At 65.9% G+C, this 22,128-nt stretch carries 22 protein-coding genes (1 of these 22 only partly in view); 14 read left to right on the top strand and 8 right to left on the bottom strand.

Annotation, left to right across the window (positions count from 1 at the left end):
• Positions 1-3: 3 nt before the first annotated feature.
• From PSPA7_RS25900 to phuR, 3 genes are all read right to left on the bottom strand, one after another.
• Positions 4-513 carry a DUF4136 domain-containing protein gene (locus PSPA7_RS25900; RefSeq protein WP_033998111.1) on the bottom strand — a complete coding sequence of 170 codons (510 nt, stop codon included), beginning with the start codon at positions 511-513 and terminating at the stop codon, positions 4-6.
• Between the two features lie 80 nt (positions 514-593).
• Entirely contained in the window at positions 594-941 is a 348-nt protein-coding gene (locus PSPA7_RS25895) for a Rieske (2Fe-2S) protein (RefSeq protein WP_074197265.1), read from the bottom strand.
• Between the two features lie 99 nt (positions 942-1,040).
• Positions 1,041-3,335 (bottom strand): heme/hemoglobin uptake receptor PhuR, encoded by a 2,295-nt coding sequence (gene phuR, locus PSPA7_RS25890; protein ID WP_003151996.1) that lies wholly within the window; start codon positions 3,333-3,335, stop codon positions 1,041-1,043.
• A gap of 181 nt (positions 3,336-3,516) precedes the next feature.
• On the opposite strand from phuR, the gene PSPA7_RS25885 reads away from it, so the two are divergent.
• Genes PSPA7_RS25885 through PSPA7_RS25865 form a run of 5 tightly spaced genes read left to right on the top strand, consistent with a single transcriptional unit; the run spans position 3,517 to position 8,177 of the window.
• Positions 3,517-4,581, top strand: a complete 1,065-nt coding sequence (locus PSPA7_RS25885) for a hemin-degrading factor (RefSeq protein ID WP_012077466.1) — start codon at positions 3,517-3,519, stop codon at positions 4,579-4,581.
• Positions 4,582-4,590: 9 nt separating this feature from the next.
• A complete protein-coding gene (locus PSPA7_RS25880) occupies positions 4,591-5,484 on the top strand; it encodes a hemin ABC transporter substrate-binding protein (protein WP_012077465.1) in 894 nt (297 codons plus the stop codon).
• A 41-nt stretch (positions 5,485-5,525) separates the two neighbouring features.
• The gene (locus PSPA7_RS25875) at positions 5,526-6,518 is read left to right on the top strand and encodes a FecCD family ABC transporter permease (protein WP_079262254.1); all 993 of its coding nucleotides are present in this window, start codon (positions 5,526-5,528) and stop codon (positions 6,516-6,518) included.
• On the top strand, positions 6,518-7,285 hold the full coding sequence (locus PSPA7_RS25870) for a heme ABC transporter ATP-binding protein (RefSeq protein WP_012077463.1): 768 nt from the start codon (positions 6,518-6,520) through the stop codon (positions 7,283-7,285). The genes PSPA7_RS25875 and PSPA7_RS25870 overlap by 1 nt, the downstream gene beginning before the upstream one ends.
• A 10-nt stretch (positions 7,286-7,295) precedes the next feature.
• Positions 7,296-8,177 (top strand): ChaN family lipoprotein, encoded by an 882-nt coding sequence (locus tag PSPA7_RS25865; RefSeq protein WP_012077462.1) that lies wholly within the window; start codon positions 7,296-7,298, stop codon positions 8,175-8,177.
• A 446-nt stretch (positions 8,178-8,623) separates the two neighbouring features.
• Here the strand turns inward: PSPA7_RS25865 and PSPA7_RS25860 are convergent, their stop codons facing one another.
• From PSPA7_RS25860 to PSPA7_RS25845, 4 genes are all read right to left on the bottom strand, one after another.
• Positions 8,624-9,421 carry a cyclic nucleotide-binding domain-containing protein gene (locus tag PSPA7_RS25860; RefSeq protein ID WP_012077461.1) on the bottom strand — a complete coding sequence of 266 codons (798 nt, stop codon included), beginning with the start codon at positions 9,419-9,421 and terminating at the stop codon, positions 8,624-8,626.
• A 104-nt stretch (positions 9,422-9,525) separates the two neighbouring features.
• Positions 9,526-9,798: a TfoX/Sxy family protein gene (locus PSPA7_RS25855; protein WP_003148662.1), complete on the bottom strand. Its 273-nt coding sequence runs from the start codon at positions 9,796-9,798 to the stop codon at positions 9,526-9,528.
• Positions 9,799-9,952: 154 nt separating this feature from the next.
• On the bottom strand, positions 9,953-10,300 hold the full coding sequence (locus tag PSPA7_RS25850) for a pentapeptide repeat-containing protein (protein ID WP_003148660.1): 348 nt from the start codon (positions 10,298-10,300) through the stop codon (positions 9,953-9,955).
• A 92-nt stretch (positions 10,301-10,392) separates the two neighbouring features.
• Entirely contained in the window at positions 10,393-11,955 is a 1,563-nt protein-coding gene (locus PSPA7_RS25845; RefSeq protein WP_012077460.1) for a bifunctional aminoglycoside phosphotransferase/ATP-binding protein, read from the bottom strand.
• Between the two features lie 212 nt (positions 11,956-12,167).
• Here PSPA7_RS25845 and mrcB point away from each other — a divergent pair, with 212 nt between their 5' ends.
• Genes mrcB through PSPA7_RS25830 form a run of 3 tightly spaced genes read left to right on the top strand, consistent with a single transcriptional unit; the run spans position 12,168 to position 15,629 of the window.
• Positions 12,168-14,495 carry a penicillin-binding protein 1B gene (mrcB, locus tag PSPA7_RS25840; RefSeq protein ID WP_012077458.1) on the top strand — a complete coding sequence of 776 codons (2,328 nt, stop codon included), beginning with the start codon at positions 12,168-12,170 and terminating at the stop codon, positions 14,493-14,495.
• A gap of 16 nt (positions 14,496-14,511) precedes the next feature.
• Complete coding sequence (lpoP, locus tag PSPA7_RS25835) at positions 14,512-15,300, top strand: penicillin-binding protein activator LpoP (protein ID WP_012077457.1); 789 nt, start codon at positions 14,512-14,514, stop codon at positions 15,298-15,300.
• The gene (locus PSPA7_RS25830; protein ID WP_012077456.1) at positions 15,300-15,629 is read left to right on the top strand and encodes a YqcC family protein; all 330 of its coding nucleotides are present in this window, start codon (positions 15,300-15,302) and stop codon (positions 15,627-15,629) included. Before lpoP ends, PSPA7_RS25830 begins: the two co-directional genes overlap by 1 nt.
• A gap of 124 nt (positions 15,630-15,753) precedes the next feature.
• Here the strand turns inward: PSPA7_RS25830 and PSPA7_RS25825 are convergent, their stop codons facing one another.
• On the bottom strand, positions 15,754-16,224 hold the full coding sequence (locus tag PSPA7_RS25825) for a DUF4124 domain-containing protein (protein ID WP_003148655.1): 471 nt from the start codon (positions 16,222-16,224) through the stop codon (positions 15,754-15,756).
• 551 nt (positions 16,225-16,775) lie between these two features.
• Between PSPA7_RS25825 and PSPA7_RS25820 the strand changes: the two genes are divergently transcribed.
• The 6 genes from PSPA7_RS25820 to msrQ all read left to right on the top strand — a co-directional run.
• Complete coding sequence (locus PSPA7_RS25820) at positions 16,776-18,500, top strand: acetolactate synthase 3 large subunit (protein WP_012077454.1); 1,725 nt, start codon at positions 16,776-16,778, stop codon at positions 18,498-18,500.
• Positions 18,501-18,502: 2 nt separating this feature from the next.
• Complete coding sequence (ilvN, locus tag PSPA7_RS25815) at positions 18,503-18,994, top strand: acetolactate synthase small subunit (protein ID WP_003095069.1); 492 nt, start codon at positions 18,503-18,505, stop codon at positions 18,992-18,994.
• A gap of 42 nt (positions 18,995-19,036) precedes the next feature.
• Positions 19,037-20,053 carry a ketol-acid reductoisomerase gene (gene ilvC / locus PSPA7_RS25810; RefSeq protein ID WP_003148652.1) on the top strand — a complete coding sequence of 339 codons (1,017 nt, stop codon included), beginning with the start codon at positions 19,037-19,039 and terminating at the stop codon, positions 20,051-20,053.
• Between the two features lie 155 nt (positions 20,054-20,208).
• Positions 20,209-21,024: a CDP-diacylglycerol--serine O-phosphatidyltransferase gene (gene pssA, locus PSPA7_RS25805; protein WP_003095061.1), complete on the top strand. Its 816-nt coding sequence runs from the start codon at positions 20,209-20,211 to the stop codon at positions 21,022-21,024.
• Between the two features lie 60 nt (positions 21,025-21,084).
• Complete coding sequence (msrP, locus tag PSPA7_RS25800; protein ID WP_012077453.1) at positions 21,085-22,098, top strand: protein-methionine-sulfoxide reductase catalytic subunit MsrP; 1,014 nt, start codon at positions 21,085-21,087, stop codon at positions 22,096-22,098.
• A protein-coding gene (gene msrQ, locus PSPA7_RS25795) for a protein-methionine-sulfoxide reductase heme-binding subunit MsrQ (RefSeq protein WP_012077452.1) crosses the window boundary here: on the top strand, positions 22,098-22,128 show its 5' portion. 578 nt of this gene lie beyond the right edge of the window; only the first 31 of its 609 coding nucleotides appear in the window; it begins with the start codon at positions 22,098-22,100; the stop codon falls past the right edge of the window. Before msrP ends, msrQ begins: the two co-directional genes overlap by 1 nt.

Raw genomic sequence — 22,128 nt, 5'->3', positions numbered from 1 at the left:
GGCTCAGCGCTGGCGTGCCGGGAAATCCTTCAGCAGTTGCGCCACGCCGCTGTCGAAGGCTTCCTGGGTCAGCGCCGGATCGTGCAGTCGGCGGCCGAGCACGCTTTCCAGGAGGATCCGGCCGTCGCGCTCGTCGAGGATGCGCAGGGCCAGCCTGGCCTCGCTGTCTTCGGTCAACTGGGTCTGGGTGAAGACGCCATCCCGAGTTATCACCGGGCGCAGTTCCAGGCCCGGCTGGCGCCGCAGGCCGAGGGCATAGATCACCCGCAGGTCGCCGTGTTCCGCCTGGTAGCGATAGCCCTTGGCCTCCAGGGCTCGGCGCACGGCTGTATCGAAGCGCTCCTCGAAGTCGATGCGGTGGCCCTCGGCGCGTACCGCCTGGATGAAGAAGGTCCGGTAATCCGTCGCCGCTATTCCTGGGGCCAGGCGTACAGGGTCCGGATCGCTGCGGCAGGCGTAGAGCAGCAGGCCGAACAGGAGCGGCAGGGCGAGGCGCAGGCTGAATCGGCGCATGGCGCGTTCCTTCCTCTTCTTGTCGTTGTGCCGCACAGCCTAGTCGTTGGCGCGCGGCCTGCCGCCCAACCCGGGTTGGGTCAGTCGTCCAGCTCCACCCAGAGTCCCTCGGCGTCTTCCCGACAGGGCAGGGCGCGCAGCCGCTCCCCGGCGCAGGGCCCGGCGACGCATTCCCCCGACTCGACGAGGAACAGTGCGCCGTGGCTGGCGCAGCGGATCAGGCTGGCGCTGTCGTCGAGGAAGGCGTCGGGCTGCCACTCCAGCGGGATGCCGCGGTGCGGGCAGCGGTTCAGGTAGACGTAGGCGCGGCCGTCGCGGCGCACCGCGAAGAGGCGGCGTTCATCGACGCGGAAGCCGCGGCTGGTGCCTTCGGCGAGCAGGGAAGAGGGACACAGGTGGATCATGGGCGCTCCGTTTGCCGGGATTATCCCCGATCCGGAGGGCGGCTTTCACCTGTCCGCCATGCAAGCGCCCGGCAGGAGCCGGGCGCGGGGATAGGGGCACTTCCGTGTGCGAAGGGGAAAGACTCAGATGTCCCAGACCAGGTTGACCGCGAAGTTGCGTCCCGGCTGGGACAGCCGGTCGAGGTTCGCCGGGGCCAGCGCCGAAGCCTCGCCGACGCCGTCGTAGCCGCGTACGTCGTCCCACAGCCAGTACTTCTTGTCGGTCAGGTTGTAGAGGCCGGCGTTGAGGGTCAGGTCCTTGCTCAACTTGTAGTAGGCGCTGAGGTCGAGAACGCCGAAGCCCGGGGTCTTGAACTGACTGGCGGTGCCGTCCGGGGTGTGGAAGGTGCTGTCGTCGACGCGGTCCTTGCGCTTGACCAGGGTCCAGCTGAGCAGGCCGCCGTAGTTGCCGCCGGCCTCGTCGTAGCCGAGGCCGAACACGCCGGTGAGCGGGTTGACGCTGTTGATCGGCTCGCCGTTGTCCTTGTTGCGGCCATGGGCGTAGGCCACGCTGGCCTGGGTGTAGAGGCCCTGCGGCGCGCCGAGGGCGCCGAGCTCCAGGCGGCCCTTGAGTTCCACGCCCTTGATCACCGCGCGCTCGATATTGTTGGCCTGGAAGGTCTGGCCGTTGCCGCCGGTGCCAGCGGTGTTCAGTGCGTCCTCGTCGATGAAGTCGCGGTACTTGTTGTAGAACACCGCCACGCCGAAGCTGCCTTCGTCGAACTTGCCGCGCAGGCCGGTCTCGAAGCTCTGGCTCTTCTCCGGCTTGAGGTTCGGGTTCGGCTCGATGTGGTAGCCGGCCTGCAGGTTCTCGAAGCGCCCGTACAGCGCCTTCGCCGTGGGCGTGCGGAAGCCCTGGGCGTACTGGCCGTACCAGGTGTAGTGCTGGGCGAAGTCATAGGTCACGCCGAACTTGGGCGAGACCCGGTGCCATTTTTTGTCCGACTCGTCGACCGTGGTGTTCTGGCTCTGCTTCATGGTGCGCAGGAACTCGTCGGTGATGTGCGGCTCCATGCGCGTGTAGTCGTAGCGCAGCCCGGGGGTGAAGGTCCAGTCGTTCCACCTGATGCTGTCCTGGGCGAACAGGGCGTAGGTCTTCACCGTCGGGTCGGGGAAGTCGCTGCTGCGCTCCAGGGCGTCGCGCGGGCTCTCGGCGCCGGTCTGCAGGTTGGTGCCGGTACCGCTGCGCATGCCGGTGACCTTCTGCTGCTTGAGGTTGATCCCGTAGCTCAGCAGGTGGTCGGTCTCGCCGATGGCGAAGCTCTTGTCCAACTGGCTGTCGAACACCCACAGGCGTTCCTTGTAGGTGGTATCGCGGGTGCGCAGGACCTTGCGGGTAATCGGATAGTAGAACTCGCGGGTCGCCTGGTCGGTCTTCGCCACCTGGTAGTTGAGGCTCCACTGGATGCGGTCGGCGACCGGGCTGTCGACCAGGAAGTGGTGTTCCAGGCCGTAGCGTTCGCGGGTCAGGGTGTCGTTGCCCTTGCGCCACTGGTACATGCCGCCCGGCAGCACGCTCGGCGGTATCGCCGGCTTGCCCTTGTCGTAGGGGCCGCCATAGGCGCTCTTCTGGTCGGTGTCGACGTCGCTCTTGTACTTCTCGAAGACCAGCCCGAAACGGCTGCCTTCGGCGTAGTTCCAGCCCAGCTTGCCGAGCAGGCTGTAGCTGTCGGCGTCCTCCGGGTTGGCTTCGCTGCGCGAGAGTCCGGTGCCGCCGTGGCCGCCGTTGGATTCGGTCTCGTGGCCCTGGCGGTAACCATAGTGCAGCAGGCCGTCGAAGTCGTCGGCGCGGCCGGCGACGGTGGCCGAGGTCAGCCAGGAATGGCTGGCCGACTCGTAGCCGGTCTTCAGGCGGGCGCCGACGTCCTTGCCGTCCTTGATGATGTCTGATGGATCGAGGGTGAAGTAGCTCACCGCGCCGCCGATGGCGTTGCTGCCGTACAGCGCCGAGGCCGGGCCGCGGAGGATTTCCACGCGCTTGACGATGTCCGGGTCGACGTAGTTGCGGTGGGTCTGGGCGTAGGGGCCGCTGAAGAAGTCGTTGGGCAGCTCGACCCCGTCGATCTGGGTGAGGATGCGGTTGCCGTCGATGCCGCGGATGTTGTAGCCGGTGATCCCGGCGCGCTGGCCGGTGCCGCCGACCGAGACACCGGGTTCGTAGCGCACCAGTTCCTTGATGTTGTTGACGTTCTGCCGGTCCAGTTGCTCGCGGGTCTGGACGCTGACGGTGCTCGGCACAGCGTCCACCGCCTGCTCGGTGCGGGTCGCGGTGATGGTGGTCGGGGTCAGCGGGACGGCATTCCCCGCCAGGGCCAGCGAAGGGCTGAGCAGCAGCAGGGCCAGGCAGGGGCGCAGGGCGAAGGGCGGGGCGAGCGACATGTGGGACTCCTTGGGTCGGGCCGATGGCGGATAGCCAGGGGGACGTCGGGCGCACAAGGTACTGCCAGAAAAACGCTAATGCAAATAATTATCAAATGGATTCAGATATGCGTTTTATGGCAAAGTTCACCTGTTTTTGCGCGTTTGCGCTACCGAACCGGAAATGCCCGAGGATCCGTCGATGAGCAGCACTCCCACCCTTTCCCATTCCCCCGCCGAGCTCTACCGGGCCTGGCAGGACCTGCGCGCCGAGCGGCCGCAGTTGCGCGCGCGGGACGCCGCGGCGCAGTTGCGGGTCAGCGAGGGCGAGCTGGTCGCCAGCCGGGTCGGCATCGATGCCGTGCGCCTGCGCCCGGATTGGTCCGCCTTGCTGCCGGCGCTCGGCGAACTGGGACCGATCATGGCGCTCACCCGCAACGAACATTGCGTCCATGAACGCAAGGGGCCGTATCGCGAGGTGACGGTATCGGCCAACGGTCGAATGGGCCTGGTGGTTTCCCCGGACATCGACCTGCGCCTGTTCCTGGGTGGCTGGAACGCCGCCTTCGCCATTGCCGAGGAGACGCCGCGGGGTATCCAGCGCAGCATCCAGGTGTTCGACCAGCAGGGCGTGGCGATACACAAGGTATTTCTTACCGAGGCCAGCGCCGTCCGCGCCTGGGAGCCGCTGGTCGAACGCCTGCGGGCTGCCGGGCAGGATGCCGTGCTGGCGCTGCGCGAGCCCAGCGCGCCGGCGACGGCGGTCGCCGATGCGCAGATCGATGCCGCCGCCTTGCGCGAAGGCTGGGCCGCGTTGAAGGACACCCACCATTTCCACGCCTTGCTGAAGAAGCATGGCGCGCAGCGCACCCAGGCGCTGCGCCTGGCCGGCGGCGAATGGGCCGAGCGCCTGGACAATGGCGATCTGCCGAAGCTCTTCGAGGCGGCGGCCGAAAGCGGATTGCCGATCATGGTGTTCGTCGGCAATGCCCACTGCATCCAGATCCATTCCGGGCCGGTGTGCAACCTGAAATGGCTGGACGACTGGTTCAATGTGCTCGATCCGGATTTCAACCTGCATCTGAAGACCAGCGGCATCGCCGAGCTGTGGCGGGTGCGCAAGCCGAGCAGCGATGGCATCGTCACCAGTTGGGAAGCCTTCGACGCCGACGGCGAACTGGTCGTGCAACTGTTCGGCGCGCGCAAGCCCGGCCAGCCCGAGCGCGACGACTGGCGCGAACTGGCCGAATCCTTCAAGGCGCTCTGAGGAGAGATCATGCGTATCGAACGACTATTCAACGGCCTGGCGCTGGGCCTGCTGCTCGGCGCTGGCGTGGCCCGTGCCGATGGCCTGCCGCAGCGCTGGGTGAGCGCCGGCGGCTCGCTGAGCGAGTGGGTAGTGGCGCTGGGCGGCGAAAGCAAGCTGGTCGGGGTGGACACCACCAGCCAGCATCCGCAGGCGCTGAAACAGTTGCCGAGCGTCGGCTACCAGCGCCAACTGGCTGCCGAGGGCGTGCTGGCGTTGCGTCCGGATATCCTCATCGGCACCGAGGAAATGGGCCCGCCGCCGGTGCTCGAGCAGCTCGCAGGTGCCGGTGTGCGGGTCGAGACCCTTTCCGCCAAAGCGGATCTGGACGCCCTGGAAAGCAATCTGAAGAAGCTCGGCGACTGGCTCGGTGTGCCGCAGCGCGCCGAGGCCGCCGAACTCGACTACCGCCAGCGCCTGCGACGCCAGGCCGACTGGATCGCAGCGGCACAGAAGAGCCAGCCGGCGCCGGGCGTCCTGCTGGTGATCGGCAATGCCGGCGGGCAGGTGCTGGTGGCCGGGCGCAACACCGGCGGCGACTGGGTGCTGAACCGGGCCGGGGCGCGCAACCTGGCCGCCCATGAGGGTTACAAGCCGATCTCGGTGGAAGCCCTGGCGGCGCTCGATCCTGCCGCGCTGGTGATCGCCGACCGCAGCCTGGAGGGCGACGCCGCGCGCGCCGCCCTGCTCAAGCAGAACCCAGGCCTCGCCGCGACCCGCGCGGCCCGCGACGGGCGCCTGCTGGTGCTGGATCCGACCCTGCTGGTAGGCGGTCTCGGTCCGCGCCTGCCGGATGGCCTGGCGGCGCTTTCCGCAGCCTTTTATCCTTCCGTGAAACCGCTGAGTACGGAAGCCGCCCATTGAAATCGGTTGTTCGTCCCCGCGCGCTGTTCGGCGCGCTGGGGATTTCGCTCGTCCTGGTCCTCTGGTTGTCCCTCGCCCTCGGTCCCGTCAGCCTGCCGCTGGGCGATACCCTGCGCGCCGCGTTGCGCCTGACCGGTCTTCCACTCGATGGAGCGGGCCTGGCCCAGGCGGAGATGATCCTCGGCCAGATCCGCCTGCCGCGGACCCTGCTCGGCCTGGCCGTGGGCGCCGTGCTGGCGCTGTCCGGCGTTGCCATGCAGGGCCTGTTTCGCAATCCGCTGGCCGATCCCGGCCTGGTCGGGGTGTCCAGCGGCGCGGCGCTCGGCGCGGCGCTGGCGATCGTGTTCGGCGCCTCGCTGGGCGGCCTGCCGGCGGTCCTCGCGCCTTACCTGCTGTCGCTGTGCGCCTTCGGTGGCGGCCTGGGGGTTACCTGGCTGGTCTATCGACTCGGCCGCCGCGATGGCCAGACCAGCGTGGCCACCATGCTGCTGGCGGGGATCGCCCTGACCGCGTTGTCCGGCGCGGTGATCGGGCTGTTCACCTACCTCGCCGACGACGCCACGCTACGCACCCTGACTTTCTGGAACCTCGGCAGCCTCAATGGCGCCAGCTACCCGCGCCTGTGGCCGCTGCTGCTGGTGGCGCTGCTGGTGGCCTGCTGGCTGCCGCGCCGGGCCGATGCGTTGAACGCGTTGCTGCTCGGCGAATCGGAAGCGCGCCATCTGGGCTTCGATGTCGAGCGCCTCAAGGCCGAGCTGGTGCTCTGTACCGCACTCGGTGTCGGCGCCGCGGTGGCGGCGGCGGGAATGATCGGTTTCATCGGCCTGGTGGTGCCGCACCTGATCCGCCTGGTCGCCGGCCCTGACCACCGGACCCTGCTACCGGCTTCGATGATGGCCGGCGCCACCCTGCTGCTGCTCGCCGACCTGCTGGCGCGCCTGGCGCTGGCACCGGCCGAGCTGCCGATCGGCATCGTCACGGCGCTGATCGGCGCGCCGTTCTTCCTTTACCTGTTGCTGCGAGGGCGGGCCTGATGCTGCGCGTGGAGAACCTGTCCATCCGCCGTGGCGGAAAGACCGTGCTGGAGGGCCTGGAGCTGGAGCTACGGGCCGGCGAGGTGCTCGGTGTGCTTGGCCCCAACGGTGCCGGCAAGAGCACCCTGCTCGGCGCGCTCTGCGGGGAACTGGAGCCGGCCGAGGGACGAGTCCTGCTTGACGAGCGCGGACTCGACCAGTGGGCGGGCGTAGCCCGCGCGCAGCGCCTGGCGGTGCTGCCGCAGAGTTCGTCGCTGGGCTTCGCGTTTCCGGTGGAGGCGGTGGTCGGCTTCGGTCGGCTGCCCCATTCCAGCGGCCGCGAGCGCGATGTGCAGATCGTCGCCGAGGCCTTGGCGGCGGCCGACGCCAGCCATCTGGCCGGACGCAGCTACCTGGCGCTGTCCGGCGGAGAACGCCAGCGCGTGCACCTGGCGCGGGTGCTGGCGCAGCTGTGGCCGGGCGAGCCGGGGCAGGTACTGCTGCTCGACGAGCCGACCTCGGCGCTCGACCCGCTGCACCAGCACACCACCCTGCAGGCGGTGCACGATTTCGCCCGGCGCGGCGCCTCGGTGCTGGTGATCCTCCACGACCTGAACCTGGCCGCGCGCTATTGCGACCGTCTGCTGCTGTTGCAGAATGGCCGTCCGCACCTGCTCGGCGCGCCCGAGGAGGTCCTGCGCCCCGAGCCGCTGCGCGCGGTGTTCGGTCTCGAAGTCCTGGTCCAACGTCATCCCGAGCGAGGTCATCCGCTGATCGTCGCCCGCTGAAGGAGCTGCCATGCGCATTCGCCTGTTCGCCCTCTGCCTGCTGCTGGGCGGTTGCCAGTCCCAGCTGCCGCCGTTGCCCGACTGGCAAGGTCCGGAGGGACGCGACGATCCACGGGCCGGACGCATCGTCGACCTGCGCAGCGGTGCGACGTTGACCCCCGGGCAACTGCTCGAACGCCTGGCTGTGGCGTCACGGGTGATCGTTGGCGAGAAGCACGACAACCCCGACCATCACGCCCTCGAACTATGGCTGGCGCGAACCCTGGGCGAACGCCGGGCGCAAGGCAGCCTGCTGCTGGAAATGCTCGGTCCCGACCAGCAGCCGCGTGTCGATGCGATCAGGGCGCAACGTAAGGCCGGCAAGCCGGTGGCGAACCTGGAGCAGGCCCTGGACTGGCGGAAAGGTTGGGACTGGTCTCAGTACGGACCCCTGGTGACCTGGGCGCTCGCGCAACCCGCGCCATTGCTCGCGGCGAATCTCGAGCGGAGCGAGATCATGCGGATCTACAAGGATCGCCCGCTGCCCGCGGGAACGGCTTCCCGGCGCGACAGCGTGCGCCTGCCGCTACTCGCGCAGATTCGCGAATCCCACTGCGGCATGCTTCCCGATGAGCAATTGCCGGCAATGCTCGCCGTCCAGCAGCAACGCGACCGGCGCATGGCCGAGCGCCTTCGCGATGCGCCGCTGCCGGCGCTGCTCATCGCCGGCGGGTTCCACGCGCGGCGCGACCTTGGCGTACCGGTCCACCTGCGTGACCTTGGCGTGCAGGAGGTGCGGGTGCTGCTGCTGGTCGAAGCGGGCCAGGCGGTGACGACGCGCGAGGCCGACTATGCCTGGTATACGCCGGCGCTGCCGGAGAAGGACTATTGCGCGGACATGCAGGCGCGCTGAAAGACTGGCGACGCGAGAGGCTTTTCGCAGGCAAAAAAAAGACCCGGCAAAGTGCCGGGTCGAAACCGTGATTAGCCTGATGAGGAGATAATCTGAAGAGTCCGACTGCGTGGGTCTCTCAGCTTACCTGCTGGCCTCGCGGCCAGGTGGTGTAATAATAACTATTCTCATTATCAGGTCAAGTCGGTTCTCATTCATTCCATTCCCAGCCGATGAACGGTCGTCCGGGGCACGAAACGCAGGCAAAAAAAGACCCGGCAAAGTGCCGGGTCAAAAACCGTGATTAGCCTGATGAGGAGATAATCTGAAGAGTCCGACTGCGTGGGTCTCTCAGCTTACCGGCTGATCTCGCGACCAGTTGAGTGATATAATAATGATTCTCATTTCCATGTCAAACGCTTTCGCGAAACTTTTCTGCTAGCTAGTCGCGAGGTCTCTGGAAGGGTTCAGGCGCTGCGTGGCAGGCGCAATTGGGTCACTTCGCGGTTGAGCAGGTCGATGCGCCGGGCCATGCCTTCGATCAGGCTGTGGGCGATCCGCGGGTTGTTTTGCATCAGGCCGAGGAACTGTTCCTTGGGAATCACCATCACCGTGCAGGGTTCGCTGGCGACCACCGTGGCGCTGCGCTTCTCGCGGGTGAACACGGCCATGGCGCCGAATATCTCGTCCTTCTGCACGTCGCCGACCTTCTGCCCATCGACCAGCGCCTCGGCGTGACCCTCGATGATGATGAACACGTGGTCGGCCTCGTCGCCCTGGCGGATCAGCGCTTCGCCCGCGGCGAAATGGCGGAAGCCGGTGGCCGGGCGGATTTCCGGCTGCTTCAGGTGCGCCAGGGCGTCGCCGAGCAGGGCGGTCTGTCCGATCAGGTATTGCAGCAGCAGTTCCTGGCGTCCTTCGTCGGCATGGAAGTGACGCAGCACCTCGCTGCGCGAATAGGGACGCAGACGGATCGGTTCCTCGTTGGCATGCCGGCAGGCGGGCAGGTCGAGGCCGCGGCGCAGGCCGAGCAGGTCGCCTTCCTGCAGGTAGAACAGCGGGCGCCCGTCGACCAGCGCATGGAGCAGGCCGCTTTCCACCAGGAAGACCCGGTCGTCGGGCAGTTCGTGCTCCAGGTCGTCGCTGCGCTCCACCTCGAGGGTGGGGCCGCTGGGCGAAAGGCCTTCGAGCAAGCGGTGGGGGATTCCCTGCAGGCGGTTGATCAGTTGATCGGCATAAGCCGGTTGCTCGCCGAGTAGATACATGGCCATTTCCTTGAGCTGCCTGGGCGGGAGAGGAGGTACGAACGTCCACGAGACGATAGGTGGGCGTCCGGGAGGAGTAAATGTCTTCCCGTGGCAGGTGTGAGCTAGCTCTTGTTTCGTGCGGGGAAAGTCTCCAGCTCGCCCAGCAGCGCGGCCTTGTGGTCCGCCGACAGCTCGTTCCAGTGCACGTCCAGCAGGGCGCCCTCGATGGCATAGAGGAGTACTTTCGAGGCGCGGAAGCCGCGCGCGCGGACCGCCCGGTAGGCGCCCACCGAGCCGAGCCGGCGCAGGTCGGTGGCGCTGTGGATGCCCACGGCATGCAGCCATTGGGTGGAGGTCTTGCCCAGGTTCTTCAGGTTCAGCAGTTCGTCGTTCATCGTCGGTCCTTGCGATGCCGCTCAGAAGCGTGATGGCGCGGAACTGCCAGGAACCGGCCCGGGACCGGTGGATGCGGTCCGGGACCGGTCCTCAGCCGGCCGGATACCTGTCGGGAAGTGTAGCGGTCCTCCGGCAAAACGTGGCCGCTGGGCGTCAGGCCTCGGGCAGGTAGCGCAGGCGGGTGCCGAAGCTTACCGACATGCGGATCTCGTCCGCCGCCAGGCGCAGCGGGAAGTAGGTGCCGGAGATCTGGGCGTGGGCGAGGCTGGCGCCTTCCAGGCGTGCCTCGCGCAGATCCACGCCACGCAGGTCGGCGCCACGGAAATAGGCATCGCTGAAGTCGACCCGGGCGGCATCCAGCAGGCGCAGGTCGAGGCCGCGGAAATCGCCGCCGGCCAGGTCGATCCAGCCGTCGGCCGGCTTCTGTTGGTTGAAGCCTTCGATGTCTTCGTCGTGCAACAGCTGGTAGAGCGGGGAATCGAGCTGACGGGGGGCGTTCATGGGCGGCGTCCTGCGCGGAAGGCTCGCCCAGAGTATAGAAGAGTAGTGGCACAGCGCCCGCTCCGGACGGAGCGGGCGGCGCTGGACCGTGCTCAGAGACCGGGCAGGCGCTGGCGGATGCCGTCGACCAGGCCGTCCAGGCTGGCCGCGTCGTGGGTATCGACGCGTTTGCTCTGTGCCGTCTCGGCCGCCGACAACGGCTCGCGGGTGGCCTGTTGGGTGCGGATCACGTCGAGGGTGGCATCGGAAGGATCGCGGCCTTCCGCCTGGCGCTGCGCCAGCCAGCCGGCGATCACCGCTTCGGGCGCCTGGCAGTCGAGGATCAGGAACGGCACGCCGGTTTCTTCCGCAATGTGGCAAGCGGCCTGGCGCTGGTTCTGCTTCAGGTAGGCGGCATCGATCACCACCGGGTAGCCGGCCTGGAGGACCTTCGCAGCCAACTGGTGAAGGTGCGCATAGGTCGCCTCGCTGGCCTGGGTGCTATAGATCCCGGCGGCGAACCGGCCCTTGTCGTTCTCCGCTTGCTCGCCGAACAGGCGCTTGCGTTCCACGTCGGAGCGCAGGCGCACCGCGCCCAGGGCCTCCACCAGGCGCATAGCCACCTGGCTCTTGCCGACCGCGGAAACTCCATGGGTGATGGCCAGGAAACGCGAGGGAATGGCACTGTAGCTTTCCGCCAGGTTGGCGTAGTTGCGGTACTGGCGCAGGGTCGCGGCGCGCTGCACGGCGTCGGTCTGGTAGCCGAGGCTGAACAGCGCCACCTTGGCGCGGACCATGGCGCGGTAGGCCTTGTAGAAATTCAGCAGTTCCAGGGCCTGGTAGTCACCGGTGCGTTCCAGGTAGAGGCTGACGAAGCGCCGCGCGTGGCATTTCAGGCCACGGTCTTCCAGGTCCATGGCGAGGAAGGCGAAGTCGGCGCAGACGTCGGTGAAGCGGAACGGCTCGTTGAACTCGATGCAGTCGAACAGCACCACCTTGCCGTCGATCAGCGCGGCGTTGCCCAGGTGGATGTCGCCGTGGCATTCGCGGATGAAGCCCTGCTCCTTGCGTTCGCGGAGTACCGGCAGCAGGCGTTCGAAGCTGCTCTCGGCCCAGGCTTCGAGGGCGTCCAGCTGCTGCAGGTCGGCCTTGTCCTTGAGCAGCGGGCGGACCTGTTCGAAGTTCTGCCGCACCGGCGCCATGCAGGATTCGGCGGTGCCCAGCGGATGCTCCAGCGGCACCTTCGGAGTGGTCTGGTGGAAGTGCGCGATCTGCTCGGCCAGTTCGTCGATGTGCTGGTTGCTCAGCTCGCCGCGCCCCTGGATCGCCGCCAGCAGGTTGTCCTGCGGGAACTGGCGCATCTTCAGCAGGTATTCGATGGCCTCGCCGTCGCCGCCGATGCGCGGCGCCTGTTCGCTGCCGGTCACCGGCAGGACCTCCAGGTAGAGGTCGTCGGTCAGGCGCTGGTTCAGGCGCAACTCTTCGTTGCAATAGAAGCGGCGTTTTTCCAGGCTGGTGAAATCGAGGAAGCCGAAGTCCATCGGCTTCTTGATCTTGTAGGCGTAGGGACCGGTCAACAGGACCCAGGAGATGTGCGTCTCGATGACCTCGAAGCGCTCCACCGGGTGGGGGTAGAGGGCCGGGTTCTGCAGGGCGGCGATCAGGGTCTGGCTCACGGGATATCCTTGCCTCGGAAATATGCGAAACCCGCATTATGGCGGGAAGGGGTGACAGTGCAAACCTTGCTGGCGGATGGCAACCATTTGCCGGATCGCCGGTCGAATGCGCCGCGCCGCCGCCGCGCCTATCCACCGGGGCCGCGCAGACCGTGGATGCCGCTCGATTCGGTGTCTGTCCGCTGTGGATAAAGTACGTATAATGCGCCGCCATGACGCGTCCCCGATCCCCCCGCTCCCGTAACGGAAAAAAAGCACGCCCGGCTCCCGGCCTGAACAAGTGGCTCGGCTGGGCACTCAAGCTCGGCCTCGTCGGCCTGGTGCTCCTGGCCGGCTTCGCCATCTATCTCGATGCGGTGGTCCAGGAGAAATTCTCCGGCCGGCGCTGGACCATCCCCGCGAAGGTCTATGCCCGTCCCCTGGAGCTGTTCAACGGCCTCAAGCTGAGCAAGGAAGACTTCCTGCGCGAACTCGACGCCCTCGGTTACCGTCGCGAGCCCAGCGTGACCGGGCCCGGCACCGTATCGGTGGCGGCCAGCGCGGTTGAGCTCAATACCCGTGGCTTCCAGTTCTACGAAGGGGCCGAACCGGCCCAGCGTGTGCGCGTGCGTTTCAACGGCAACTACGTCAGCGGGCTGAACGAGGCCAGCGGCAAGGAACTGGCGGTGGCGCGGCTGGAGCCGTTGCTGATCGGCGGCCTGTATCCGGCTCACCACGAGGACCGCATCCTGGTCAAGCTCGACCAGGTGCCGACCTACCTCATCGATACCCTGGTCGCGGTCGAGGACCGGGACTTCTGGAACCACCACGGCGTATCGCTGAAGTCGGTGGCCCGCGCGGTCTGGGTCAACACCACCGCCGGCCAGCTGCGCCAGGGCGGCAGCACCCTGACCCAGCAACTGGTGAAGAATTTCTTCCTGAGCAACGAGCGCAGCCTGAGCCGCAAGCTCAACGAGGCGATGATGGCCGTGTTGCTCGAATTGCATTACGACAAGCGCGACATCCTCGAGTCCTATCTCAACGAGGTATTCCTCGGCCAGGACGGCCAGCGCGCCATCCATGGGTTCGGCCTGGCCAGCCAGTATTTCTTCAGCCAGCCGCTGGCCGAGCTCAAGCTCGACCAGGTGGCGTTGCTGGTCGGCATGGTCAAGGGGCCGTCCTACTACAACCCGCGGCGCTACCCGGACCGCGCCCTGGCGCGGCGCAACCTGGTGCTCGACGTGCTCGCCGAGCAGGGCGTGGCGACCCGGCAGGAAGTCGACGCCGCCAAGCAGCGGCCGCTCGGCGTAACCCGCCAGGGCAGCATGGCCGACAGTTCGTATCCGGCCTTCCTCGACCTGGTCAAGCGCCAGTTGCGCCAGGACTACCGCGACGAGGACCTGACCGAGGAAGGGCTGCGCATCTTCACCAGCTTCGACCCGATCCTGCAGGAGAAGGCCGAGACCTCGGTCAACGAAACGCTCAAGCGCCTCAGCGGGCGCAAGGGCGTCGACCAGGTCGAGGCGGCGATGGTCGTCACCAATCCCGAGACCGGCGAGATCCAGGCCCTGATCGGCAGCCGCGACCCGCGCTTCGCCGGTTTCAACCGGGCACTGGACGCAGTGCGGCCGATCGGCTCGCTGATCAAGCCGGCGGTCTACCTGACCGCCCTGGAGCGGCCGAGCAAGTACACCCTGACCACCTGGGTCCAGGACGAGCCTTTCGCGGTGAAAGGCCAGGACGGCCAGGTCTGGCGCCCGCAGAACTATGACCGGCGCTCGCATGGGACGATCTTCCTGTACCAGGGCCTGGCCAACTCCTACAACCTGTCTACCGCCAAGCTCGGCCTCGACGTTGGCGTGCCCAATGTGCTGCAGACCGTCGCCCGGCTGGGCATCAACCGCGACTGGCCGGCCTACCCGTCGATGCTGCTGGGCGCCGGTTCGCTCAGCCCGATGGAAGTCGCGACCATGTACCAGACCATCGCCAGCGGCGGCTTCAACACGCCGCTGCGCGGCATCCGCAGCGTGCTGACCGCCGACGGCCAGCCGCTCAAGCGCTATCCGTTCCAGGTCGAGCAGCGTTTCGACTCGGGCGCCGTCTACCTGGTGCAGAACGCCATGCAGCGGGTGATGCGCGAAGGCACCGGGCGTTCGGTGTACAGTCAATTGCCATCGTCGCTGACCCTGGCCGGCAAGACCGGTACCAGCAACGATTCCCGCGACAGCTGGTTCTCCGGTTTCGGCGGCGACCTCCAGGCGGTGGTCTGGCTCGGTCGCGACGACAACGGCAAGACTCCCCTGACCGGTGCCACCGGCGCCCTGCAGGTCTGGACCAGCTTCATGCGCAAGGCCCATCCGCAACCGCTGGAGATGCCGATGCCGGAGAACGTGGTGTTGGCCTGGGTCGATGCGCAGACCGGGCAGGGCTCGGCGGCGGACTGCCCGAACGCCGTGCAGATGCCCTATATTCGTGGCAGCGAGCCCGCCCAGGGCCCCGGTTGCGGGATCCAGAACCCGGCCGGCGAGGTTATGGACTGGGTGCGTGGCTGGCTGAATTGATCCGAGAGGACCTGAAGTGAAGAAGATTTTCCTGCTCACCGCGCTCGCCGGCAGCGCCCTGCTGGCGGGTTGCGCCAGTCCGCAACACGGCGCGATTCCGGTGGTGGATGCCGGTACTCCGGTTTCCAACCAGGAAAGCGGCGGTTTCCGCATCACCCGGACACAGGTGCCGCGCACGCAAGGCGCGGCGGCCCAGGGGATTCCCCAGGGCGGCGACTCCGGCGTGGTGGTGATGGTGCCGCAGGGCGCCAATGCCGCGCCGATCCAGACCTTCCCGGCGCAGTCCGGCGCTGCGCCGATCAACAGCGCGCCGATCGGGTCCGGCACCTCGTACCAGGCCCCGTCCGGCAACGCTCCCACGGCCCCGCTGGGCGGCAGCTACAGCATGCCGCCCAGCACCGCTCCCGGCAGCGCTCCCCGGGCCGCGCCCAGCGGCATTCCGGCTTCCGGCTCGGCCGGTAGCCTGGCGGCCGACGAGCAGCTGGACGGACCTGTCCTGGCGATGCTCACCACCGCCCAGCAACAGCAGGGCAGCGGCGACCTGAACAGTGCCGCCGCCAGTCTCGAGCGTGCCCAGCGTATCGCCCCGAGGGAGCCGCAGGTGCTCTATCGTCTGGCCCAGGTGCGCCTGGCCCAGGGCGATGCGGCGCAGGCCGAGCAGGTCGCACGTCGCGGCCTGAGCTATGCCAATGGCCGACCGACCCTGCAGGCCGGGCTCTGGGAACTGATCGCCCAGGCGCGGGAAAAGCAGGGTGATTCCGCCGGCGCGGCGCTGGCCCGGCAGAAGGCCAAGGCAAGCTCGTGATGGATCGGCGGGTCTATGCGCTGGCCGATCAGTTGCTGCTGATCGAGCGCGAGCTGCGTGCCCTCCACTGGTGGAGCGAAAGCAGTCCCGCCGCAGAGGCGCTGGCCAGTCCCGAACCATTCTGCGTGGACACGCTGGCCCTGGAGGAATGGCTGCAATGGATCTTCCTGCCGCGGATGAAGCTGATTCTCGAGAGCGATAGCGCCCTGCCGCAAGCCTCGGGCATCCTGGCCATGGCCGAGGTGGTCTATGCGCAGCGTGGTGAGAAGGTCGCCGGCCTGCTGGCGGCGCTTGGCGAGTTCGATCGGCTGATCGGCGAGTCGTCATGAACTCGCCCCGGCAAGAGGAACCCGGCCTGTAGCCGGGTTTCTTCCTGCCGGAGAGGCCGGACGCTGGCACCGCACCGCGCAGCGGCGTCGGGACCGATGCTTTCGAGGCCGGCTCGTTCTCGTCTCAGCGACAGTTTTCCTGGATCGCCTTCTCTGCCTTGGCGATTCGCTCCTGGCGTTCTTCCTCGCCCAGGCGGCGCAGCTCACCCTTGCCTTCGTCGACCCGTACGCGCGGGTTGTTCTTCAACTGCGCGAGGTTGTTGCGGGTTTCCTCGCAGAACTGCTTGCGCTCGGCTTCCTCCTTCGCCACCTGCTGTTTCACCTTGTCGTCGATCGCCTTCTGTTCGGGGTCGGCCGGCTTTTCCTCAAGGGCCGGCTTGCGCTCGATGGTCGGCGCCGGTACCGAGGCGGGCAGCGGGAAGTCGTTCTGCGGCGGGGCGGTCTGGGTGTTCACCGTGGTGGCCTGGGTTCCCTGCGGCGGCTGGGCGCCGAAATGGGTGACGCCCTCGGCGTCGACCCACTTGTAGATCGGCGCGGCCATGGCGAAAGAGGAGAGGGCGAGCAACAGGCTGGCCGGGAGGATCATGCGTCGCATGCGGAGTCCTTGGAAATGCGCTAACTGCGGCTAACTATAACCAAATCCGCCGGCCCGGCATGCTGCACGGCATCACAACCGCCGCCGGAGACGGCCACGCCTTGGCAAGTCCTCGCGGGAATCATGGGCATTTTGGCAATGTTTGCTCTAAATCAGAATTTTCTAGCCATAAAATCTGTTTTTGTTAGTTGATCAGCTTTTTTATGGAAGGGTATGCCGGCTTCCGTGGAATTTTTTTTGATAAATTTCAGAATAAAGCTTGACTTGCGTCCGGCGAATGCGAAGAATCCAAGCTCGCTGTAGCGGGCCGTCTGCAACCCAGTCCCCTCTCCGGCAGACCATGAGGTGCCTACCCGCGCCGAAAGTTACACCCTGCTTCGCGTTACCTCGCGCTGGGTGGAAGAGCTCCGTAACACCAGGCGCCCTTCCAAGTTCGCTCAATCGGCAGTTGACGTAGCCGGTGACTACCGTCACCCATGCTCTGCCGGGCAGCCAACCGAATTTCGGTCGCCCGCCCCTGGGTGGCCGTATAGCGTTCTAGAGGTGAAAACGTGGAGCTTTTATCTGGCGCTGAAATGGTCGTCCGCTCGTTGCGCGACGAAGGCGTTAAGTACATCTACGGGTACCCGGGTGGTGCCCTCCTGCATATCTACGACGCGCTCTTCAAGGAGCACGACGTGACCCATATCCTGGTGCGCCACGAGCAGGCGGCTACCCACATGGCCGACGGCTACGCCCGCGCCACCGGCAAGCCCGGTGTCGTGCTGGTGACCTCCGGCCCGGGCGCGACCAACGCCATCACCGGCATCGCCACCGCGTACATGGACTCGATCCCGATGGTGATCCTGTCGGGCCAGGTACCGAGCAACATGGTCGGCACCGACGCGTTCCAGGAAACCGACATGGTCGGCATTTCCCGGCCGATCGTGAAGCACAGCTTCATCATCAAGCATCCCTCGGAGATCCCCGAGGTGATCAAGAAGGCCTTCTACCTGGCGCAATCGGGTCGTCCGGGGCCGGTTGTCGTGGATATTCCGAAGGACATGGGCGATCCGACCCAGAAGTTCGAGTATTCCTATCCGAAGAAGGTCAAGCTGCGCTCCTACAGCCCGGCCGTGCGTGGCCATTCCGGGCAGATCCGCAAGGCCGCCGAGATGCTCCTGGCGGCCAAGCGCCCGGTGGTCTACTCCGGCGGTGGCGTGATCATGGGCAATGCCGCGGCGCCGCTGACCGAGCTGGCGCAGATGCTCAACCTGCCGGTGACCAACACCCTGATGGGGCTGGGTGGCTATCCGGGCGCGGATCGCCAGTTCCTCGGCATGCTCGGCATGCACGGCAGCTTCACCGCCAACCTGGCGATGCACCACAGCGACGTGATCCTCGCCGTGGGCGCGCGTTTCGACGACCGGGTGATCAACGGCGCGGCGAAGTTCTGCCCGAACGCCAAGATCATCCACATCGACATCGATCCGGCATCGATCTCCAAGACCATCAAGGCCGATATCCCGATCGTCGGCCCGGTGGACAGCGTCCTCACCGAAATGGTCGCGATCCTCAAGGAAATCGGCGAGACCCCGAACCAGGAGGCGCAGGTCGCCTGGTGGAAGCAGATCGACGAATGGCGCGGCACTCGCGGGCTGTTCCCCTATGACAAGGGAGACGGCAGCATCATCAAGCCGCAGACCGTCATCGAGACGCTTTACGAAGTCACCCATGGCGACGCCTACATCACTTCCGATGTCGGTCAGCACCAGATGTTCGCCTCGCAGTACTACAAGTTCAGCAAGCCCAACCGCTGGATCAACTCCGGCGGCCTCGGCACCATGGGCTTCGGCTTCCCGGCGGCGATGGGCATCAAGCTCAACTTCCCGGACGACGACGTAGCCTGCGTGACCGGCGAAGGCAGTATCCAGATGAACATTCAGGAGCTGTCGACCTGCCTGCAGTACGACCTGCCGGTGAAGATCGTCAATCTGAACAACGGTGCGCTGGGCATGGTTCGCCAGTGGCAGGACATGCAGTACAACAGCCGCTATTCGCATTCCTACATGGAATCCCTGCCGGACTTCGTCAAGCTTGCCGAAGCCTACGGGCATGTCGGCATGCGCATCACCGACCTGAAGGACCTGAAGCCGAAGATGGAAGAGGCGTTCGCCCTGAAGAACCGCCTGGTCTTCCTCGACATCCAGGTGGACGCCAGCGAGCACGTCTACCCGATGCAGATCCGTGACGGCGCGATGCGCGACATGTGGCTGAGCAAGACGGAGCGTACCTGATCATGCGACACATCATTTCCCTGCTGCTGGAAAACGAGCCTGGCGCATTGTCCCGCGTGGTCGGCCTGTTCTCCCAACGCAACTACAACATCGAAAGCCTGACCGTGGCGCCGACCGAGGACCCGACCCTGTCGCGTCTGACGCTGACCACCGTGGGACACGATGAGGTGATCGAGCAGATCACCAAGAACCTCAACAAGCTGATCGAGGTGGTCAAGCTGGTCGATCTGTCGGAAAGCGCCCATATCGAGCGCGAACTGATGCTGGTGAAGGTCAAGGCCACCGGCGCCCAGCGCGCCGAGGTAAAGCGCACCACCGACATCTTCCGTGGACAGATCGTCGACGTCACCAGTAGCGTCTATACCGTGCAACTGGCGGGTACCAGCGACAAACTGGACAGCTTCATCCAGGCCATCGGCACCGCGTCGATCCTGGAAGTGGTCCGCAGCGGCGTCACCGGCATCGCCCGTGGCGACAAGACTCTGAGCATCTGAACTGAAAGCAGGCCCGCGAGGCCTTACTGAAGGGGAATTCCCATGCGCGTTTTCTACGATAAAGACTGTGACCTCTCGATCATCCAGGGCAAGAAAGTTGCCATCATCGGTTACGGTTCCCAGGGCCATGCCCATGCCTGCAACCTGAAGGACTCCGGCGTCGACGTCACTGTGGGTCTGCGCAGCGGCTCCGCCACCGTGGCCAAGGCCGAAGCGCACGGCCTGAAGGTCGCCGACGTGAAGAGCGCCGTCGCCGCCGCCGACGTGGTCATGATCCTCACCCCGGACGAGTTCCAGGGTCGCCTGTACAAGGAAGAGATCGAGCCGAACCTGAAGAAGGGCGCGACCCTGGCCTTCGCCCACGGCTTCTCCATCCACTACAACCAGGTCGTCCCGCGCGCCGACCTCGACGTGATCATGATCGCGCCGAAGGCCCCGGGTCACACCGTGCGCTCCGAGTTCGTCAAGGGCGGCGGCATCCCTGACCTGATCGCCATCTACCAGGACGCTTCCGGCAATGCCAAGAACGTCGCGCTGTCCTATGCCTGCGGCGTGGGCGGCGGCCGTACCGGTATCATCGAAACCACCTTCAAGGACGAGACCGAAACCGACCTGTTCGGTGAGCAGGCCGTTCTCTGCGGCGGTTGCGTGGAGCTGGTCAAGGCCGGTTTCGAAACCCTGGTCGAAGCCGGTTATGCACCGGAAATGGCCTACTTCGAGTGCCTGCACGAGTTGAAGCTGATCGTCGACCTGATGTACGAAGGCGGCATCGCCAACATGAACTACTCCATCTCCAACAACGCCGAGTACGGTGAGTACGTAACCGGTCCGGAGGTGATCAACGCCGAATCCCGCGCTGCCATGCGCAACGCCCTGAAGCGCATCCAGGACGGCGAATACGCGAAGATGTTCATCACCGAAGGTGCGGCGAACTACCCGTCGATGACAGCTTACCGCCGCAACAACGCCGCTCACCCGATCGAACAGATCGGCGAGAAGCTGCGCGCGATGATGCCGTGGATCGCAGCCAACAAGATCGTCGACAAGAGCAAGAACTAAGCGGCTCCGGCGACAGACGAAGAAACGCGGCCCCGGCCGCGTTTTTTCGTTCTTGCCTGGCGATCTGGTATAAAGCCTGGGCCGGCGGAACTGTCTTCCTAGTCAGAAGAGTCTGTCGGCATATTCGCACCCCATCAGTTCCCAAGGAATTGTCCATGAGTGAACGTCCCGAGGAGCCGAACAAGGCCTCCGACGAAGAAAGCCTGCTGCCCATCGACGAACATATAGAAGAAGGGCACGACGCCGAAGGGCGGAAGGTTCGTCACCGCGGTATCTACCTGCTGCCCAACCTGTTCACCACGGCGGCCCTGTTTTCCGGCTTCTACGCCATCATCAATGGCATGAGCGGCCAGTTCGCCAACGCCGCCATCGCTATCTTCGTGGCCATGGTCCTCGATGGACTGGACGGCCGCGTGGCCCGCCTGACCAACACCCAGAGCGCCTTCGGTGCCGAGTATGACTCGCTGTCCGACATGGTCGCCTTCGGTGTGGCGCCGGCGCTGGTCGCCTTCGAATGGGCGCTTGGCAGCCTCGGCAAGGTCGGCTGGATGGTCGCTTTCATCTACGTTGCGGGCGCCGCGCTGCGTCTGGCTCGTTTCAACACCCAGGTCGGCAAGGCCGACAAGCGCTATTTCATCGGCCTGGCCAGTCCGGCCGCCGCGGCGCTGGTGGCGGGTACGGTATGGGCGTTCAGCGATTTCGAGATCCAGGGCGCCAAGGTTGCCTTCCTCGTCGCCCTGCTGGTCGCCGCCGCCGGCGTGCTGATGGTCAGCAACATCAAGTACCACAGCTTCAAGGATCTCGACCTGCGCGGCCGCGTGCCGTTCGTGGCGATCCTTATCGTGGTGCTGGCCTTCGCCGTGGTCTTTACCGATCCGCCGCGCATCCTCCTGTTGCTGTTCCTTGCCTACGCGGCCTCCGGTCCTGTGCAATACCTGCTGCAGCTGCGTCGCCGGAAGCAGCCGAGCTGATGTAATTTCCAACGGGCTCCGTAGTCTACTGGCACAACGCTGGTCATTGCGGAGCCCGTCATGCTGATCAAGATTCCCTCCCGTTCCGACTGTTCCGAGTCGGACGTCACCTCCGAAACCCTCTACCTGTCCCGTCGGCGCCTGCTCGGCGGTTCCCTCGCCGGATTGGCGCTGGCCAGCGGCCTGCCGCGCCTGGGCTTTGCCGACGAACAGCGCTATGCCGGCGTCGAGTCGGTACCGGCGCCGGGCTGGTTCGCCGAAAAGCTACCGCAGACCCGCTGGCGGGCGGTTGATGTCCAGGGGGAAGCGATCACTCCATTCAAGGACGCCACCCACTACAACAATTTCTACGAGTTCGGGCCGAACAAGGGCGATCCGGCGGAAAACGCCTCGGCCCTGAAGACCGAGCCCTGGTCGGTGGTGATCGACGGCGAGGTCGGCAAGCCGGGTACCTATGCCCTTGAGGACTTCGTCAAACCCTACCAACTGGAAGAGCGCATCTATCGGCTGCGCTGCGTGGAAGCCTGGTCGATGGTGATCCCTTGGCTGGGCTTTCCCCTGGCGGACCTGCTCAAGCGGGTCGAACCCCATGGGCAGGCGAAGTTCGTCCGTTTCGAAACCCTGCAGCGTCCGGAACAGATGGTCGGCCAACGCTCTGGTTTCTCGGTGATCGACTGGCCTTATATAGAAGGCTTACGCATGGACGAGGCGATGCATCCCCTGGCAATTCTGGCGGTGGGCATGTACGGGCGGCCGTTGCCCAACCAGAATGGCGCGCCGTTGCGCCTGGTGGTGCCGTGGAAGTATGGCTTCAAGAGCATCAAGTCGATCGTGCGTATCAGTCTGGTACGCGAGCAGCCGAAGACCACCTGGGAAAGCATCGCCGCCAACGAGTACGGGTTCTATGCCAACGTCAATCCGCAGGTCGACCACCCGCGCTGGTCCCAGGCCCGCGAGCGACGCCTGCCCAGTGGGTTGTTCAGCCCCAATGTGCGGGATACGCAGATGTTCAATGGCTACGGGAGCGAGGTCGCTTCCCTTTATAGCGGCATGGATCTGAGGAAGTACTACTGATGCGCTACTGGTATCTGCGCCTTGCGGTAT

This window comes from Pseudomonas paraeruginosa PA7 (assembly GCF_000017205.1).
Taxonomy (GTDB): domain Bacteria; phylum Pseudomonadota; class Gammaproteobacteria; order Pseudomonadales; family Pseudomonadaceae; genus Pseudomonas; species Pseudomonas paraeruginosa.
This window is presented reverse-complemented; position numbering and strand designations above follow the sequence as displayed.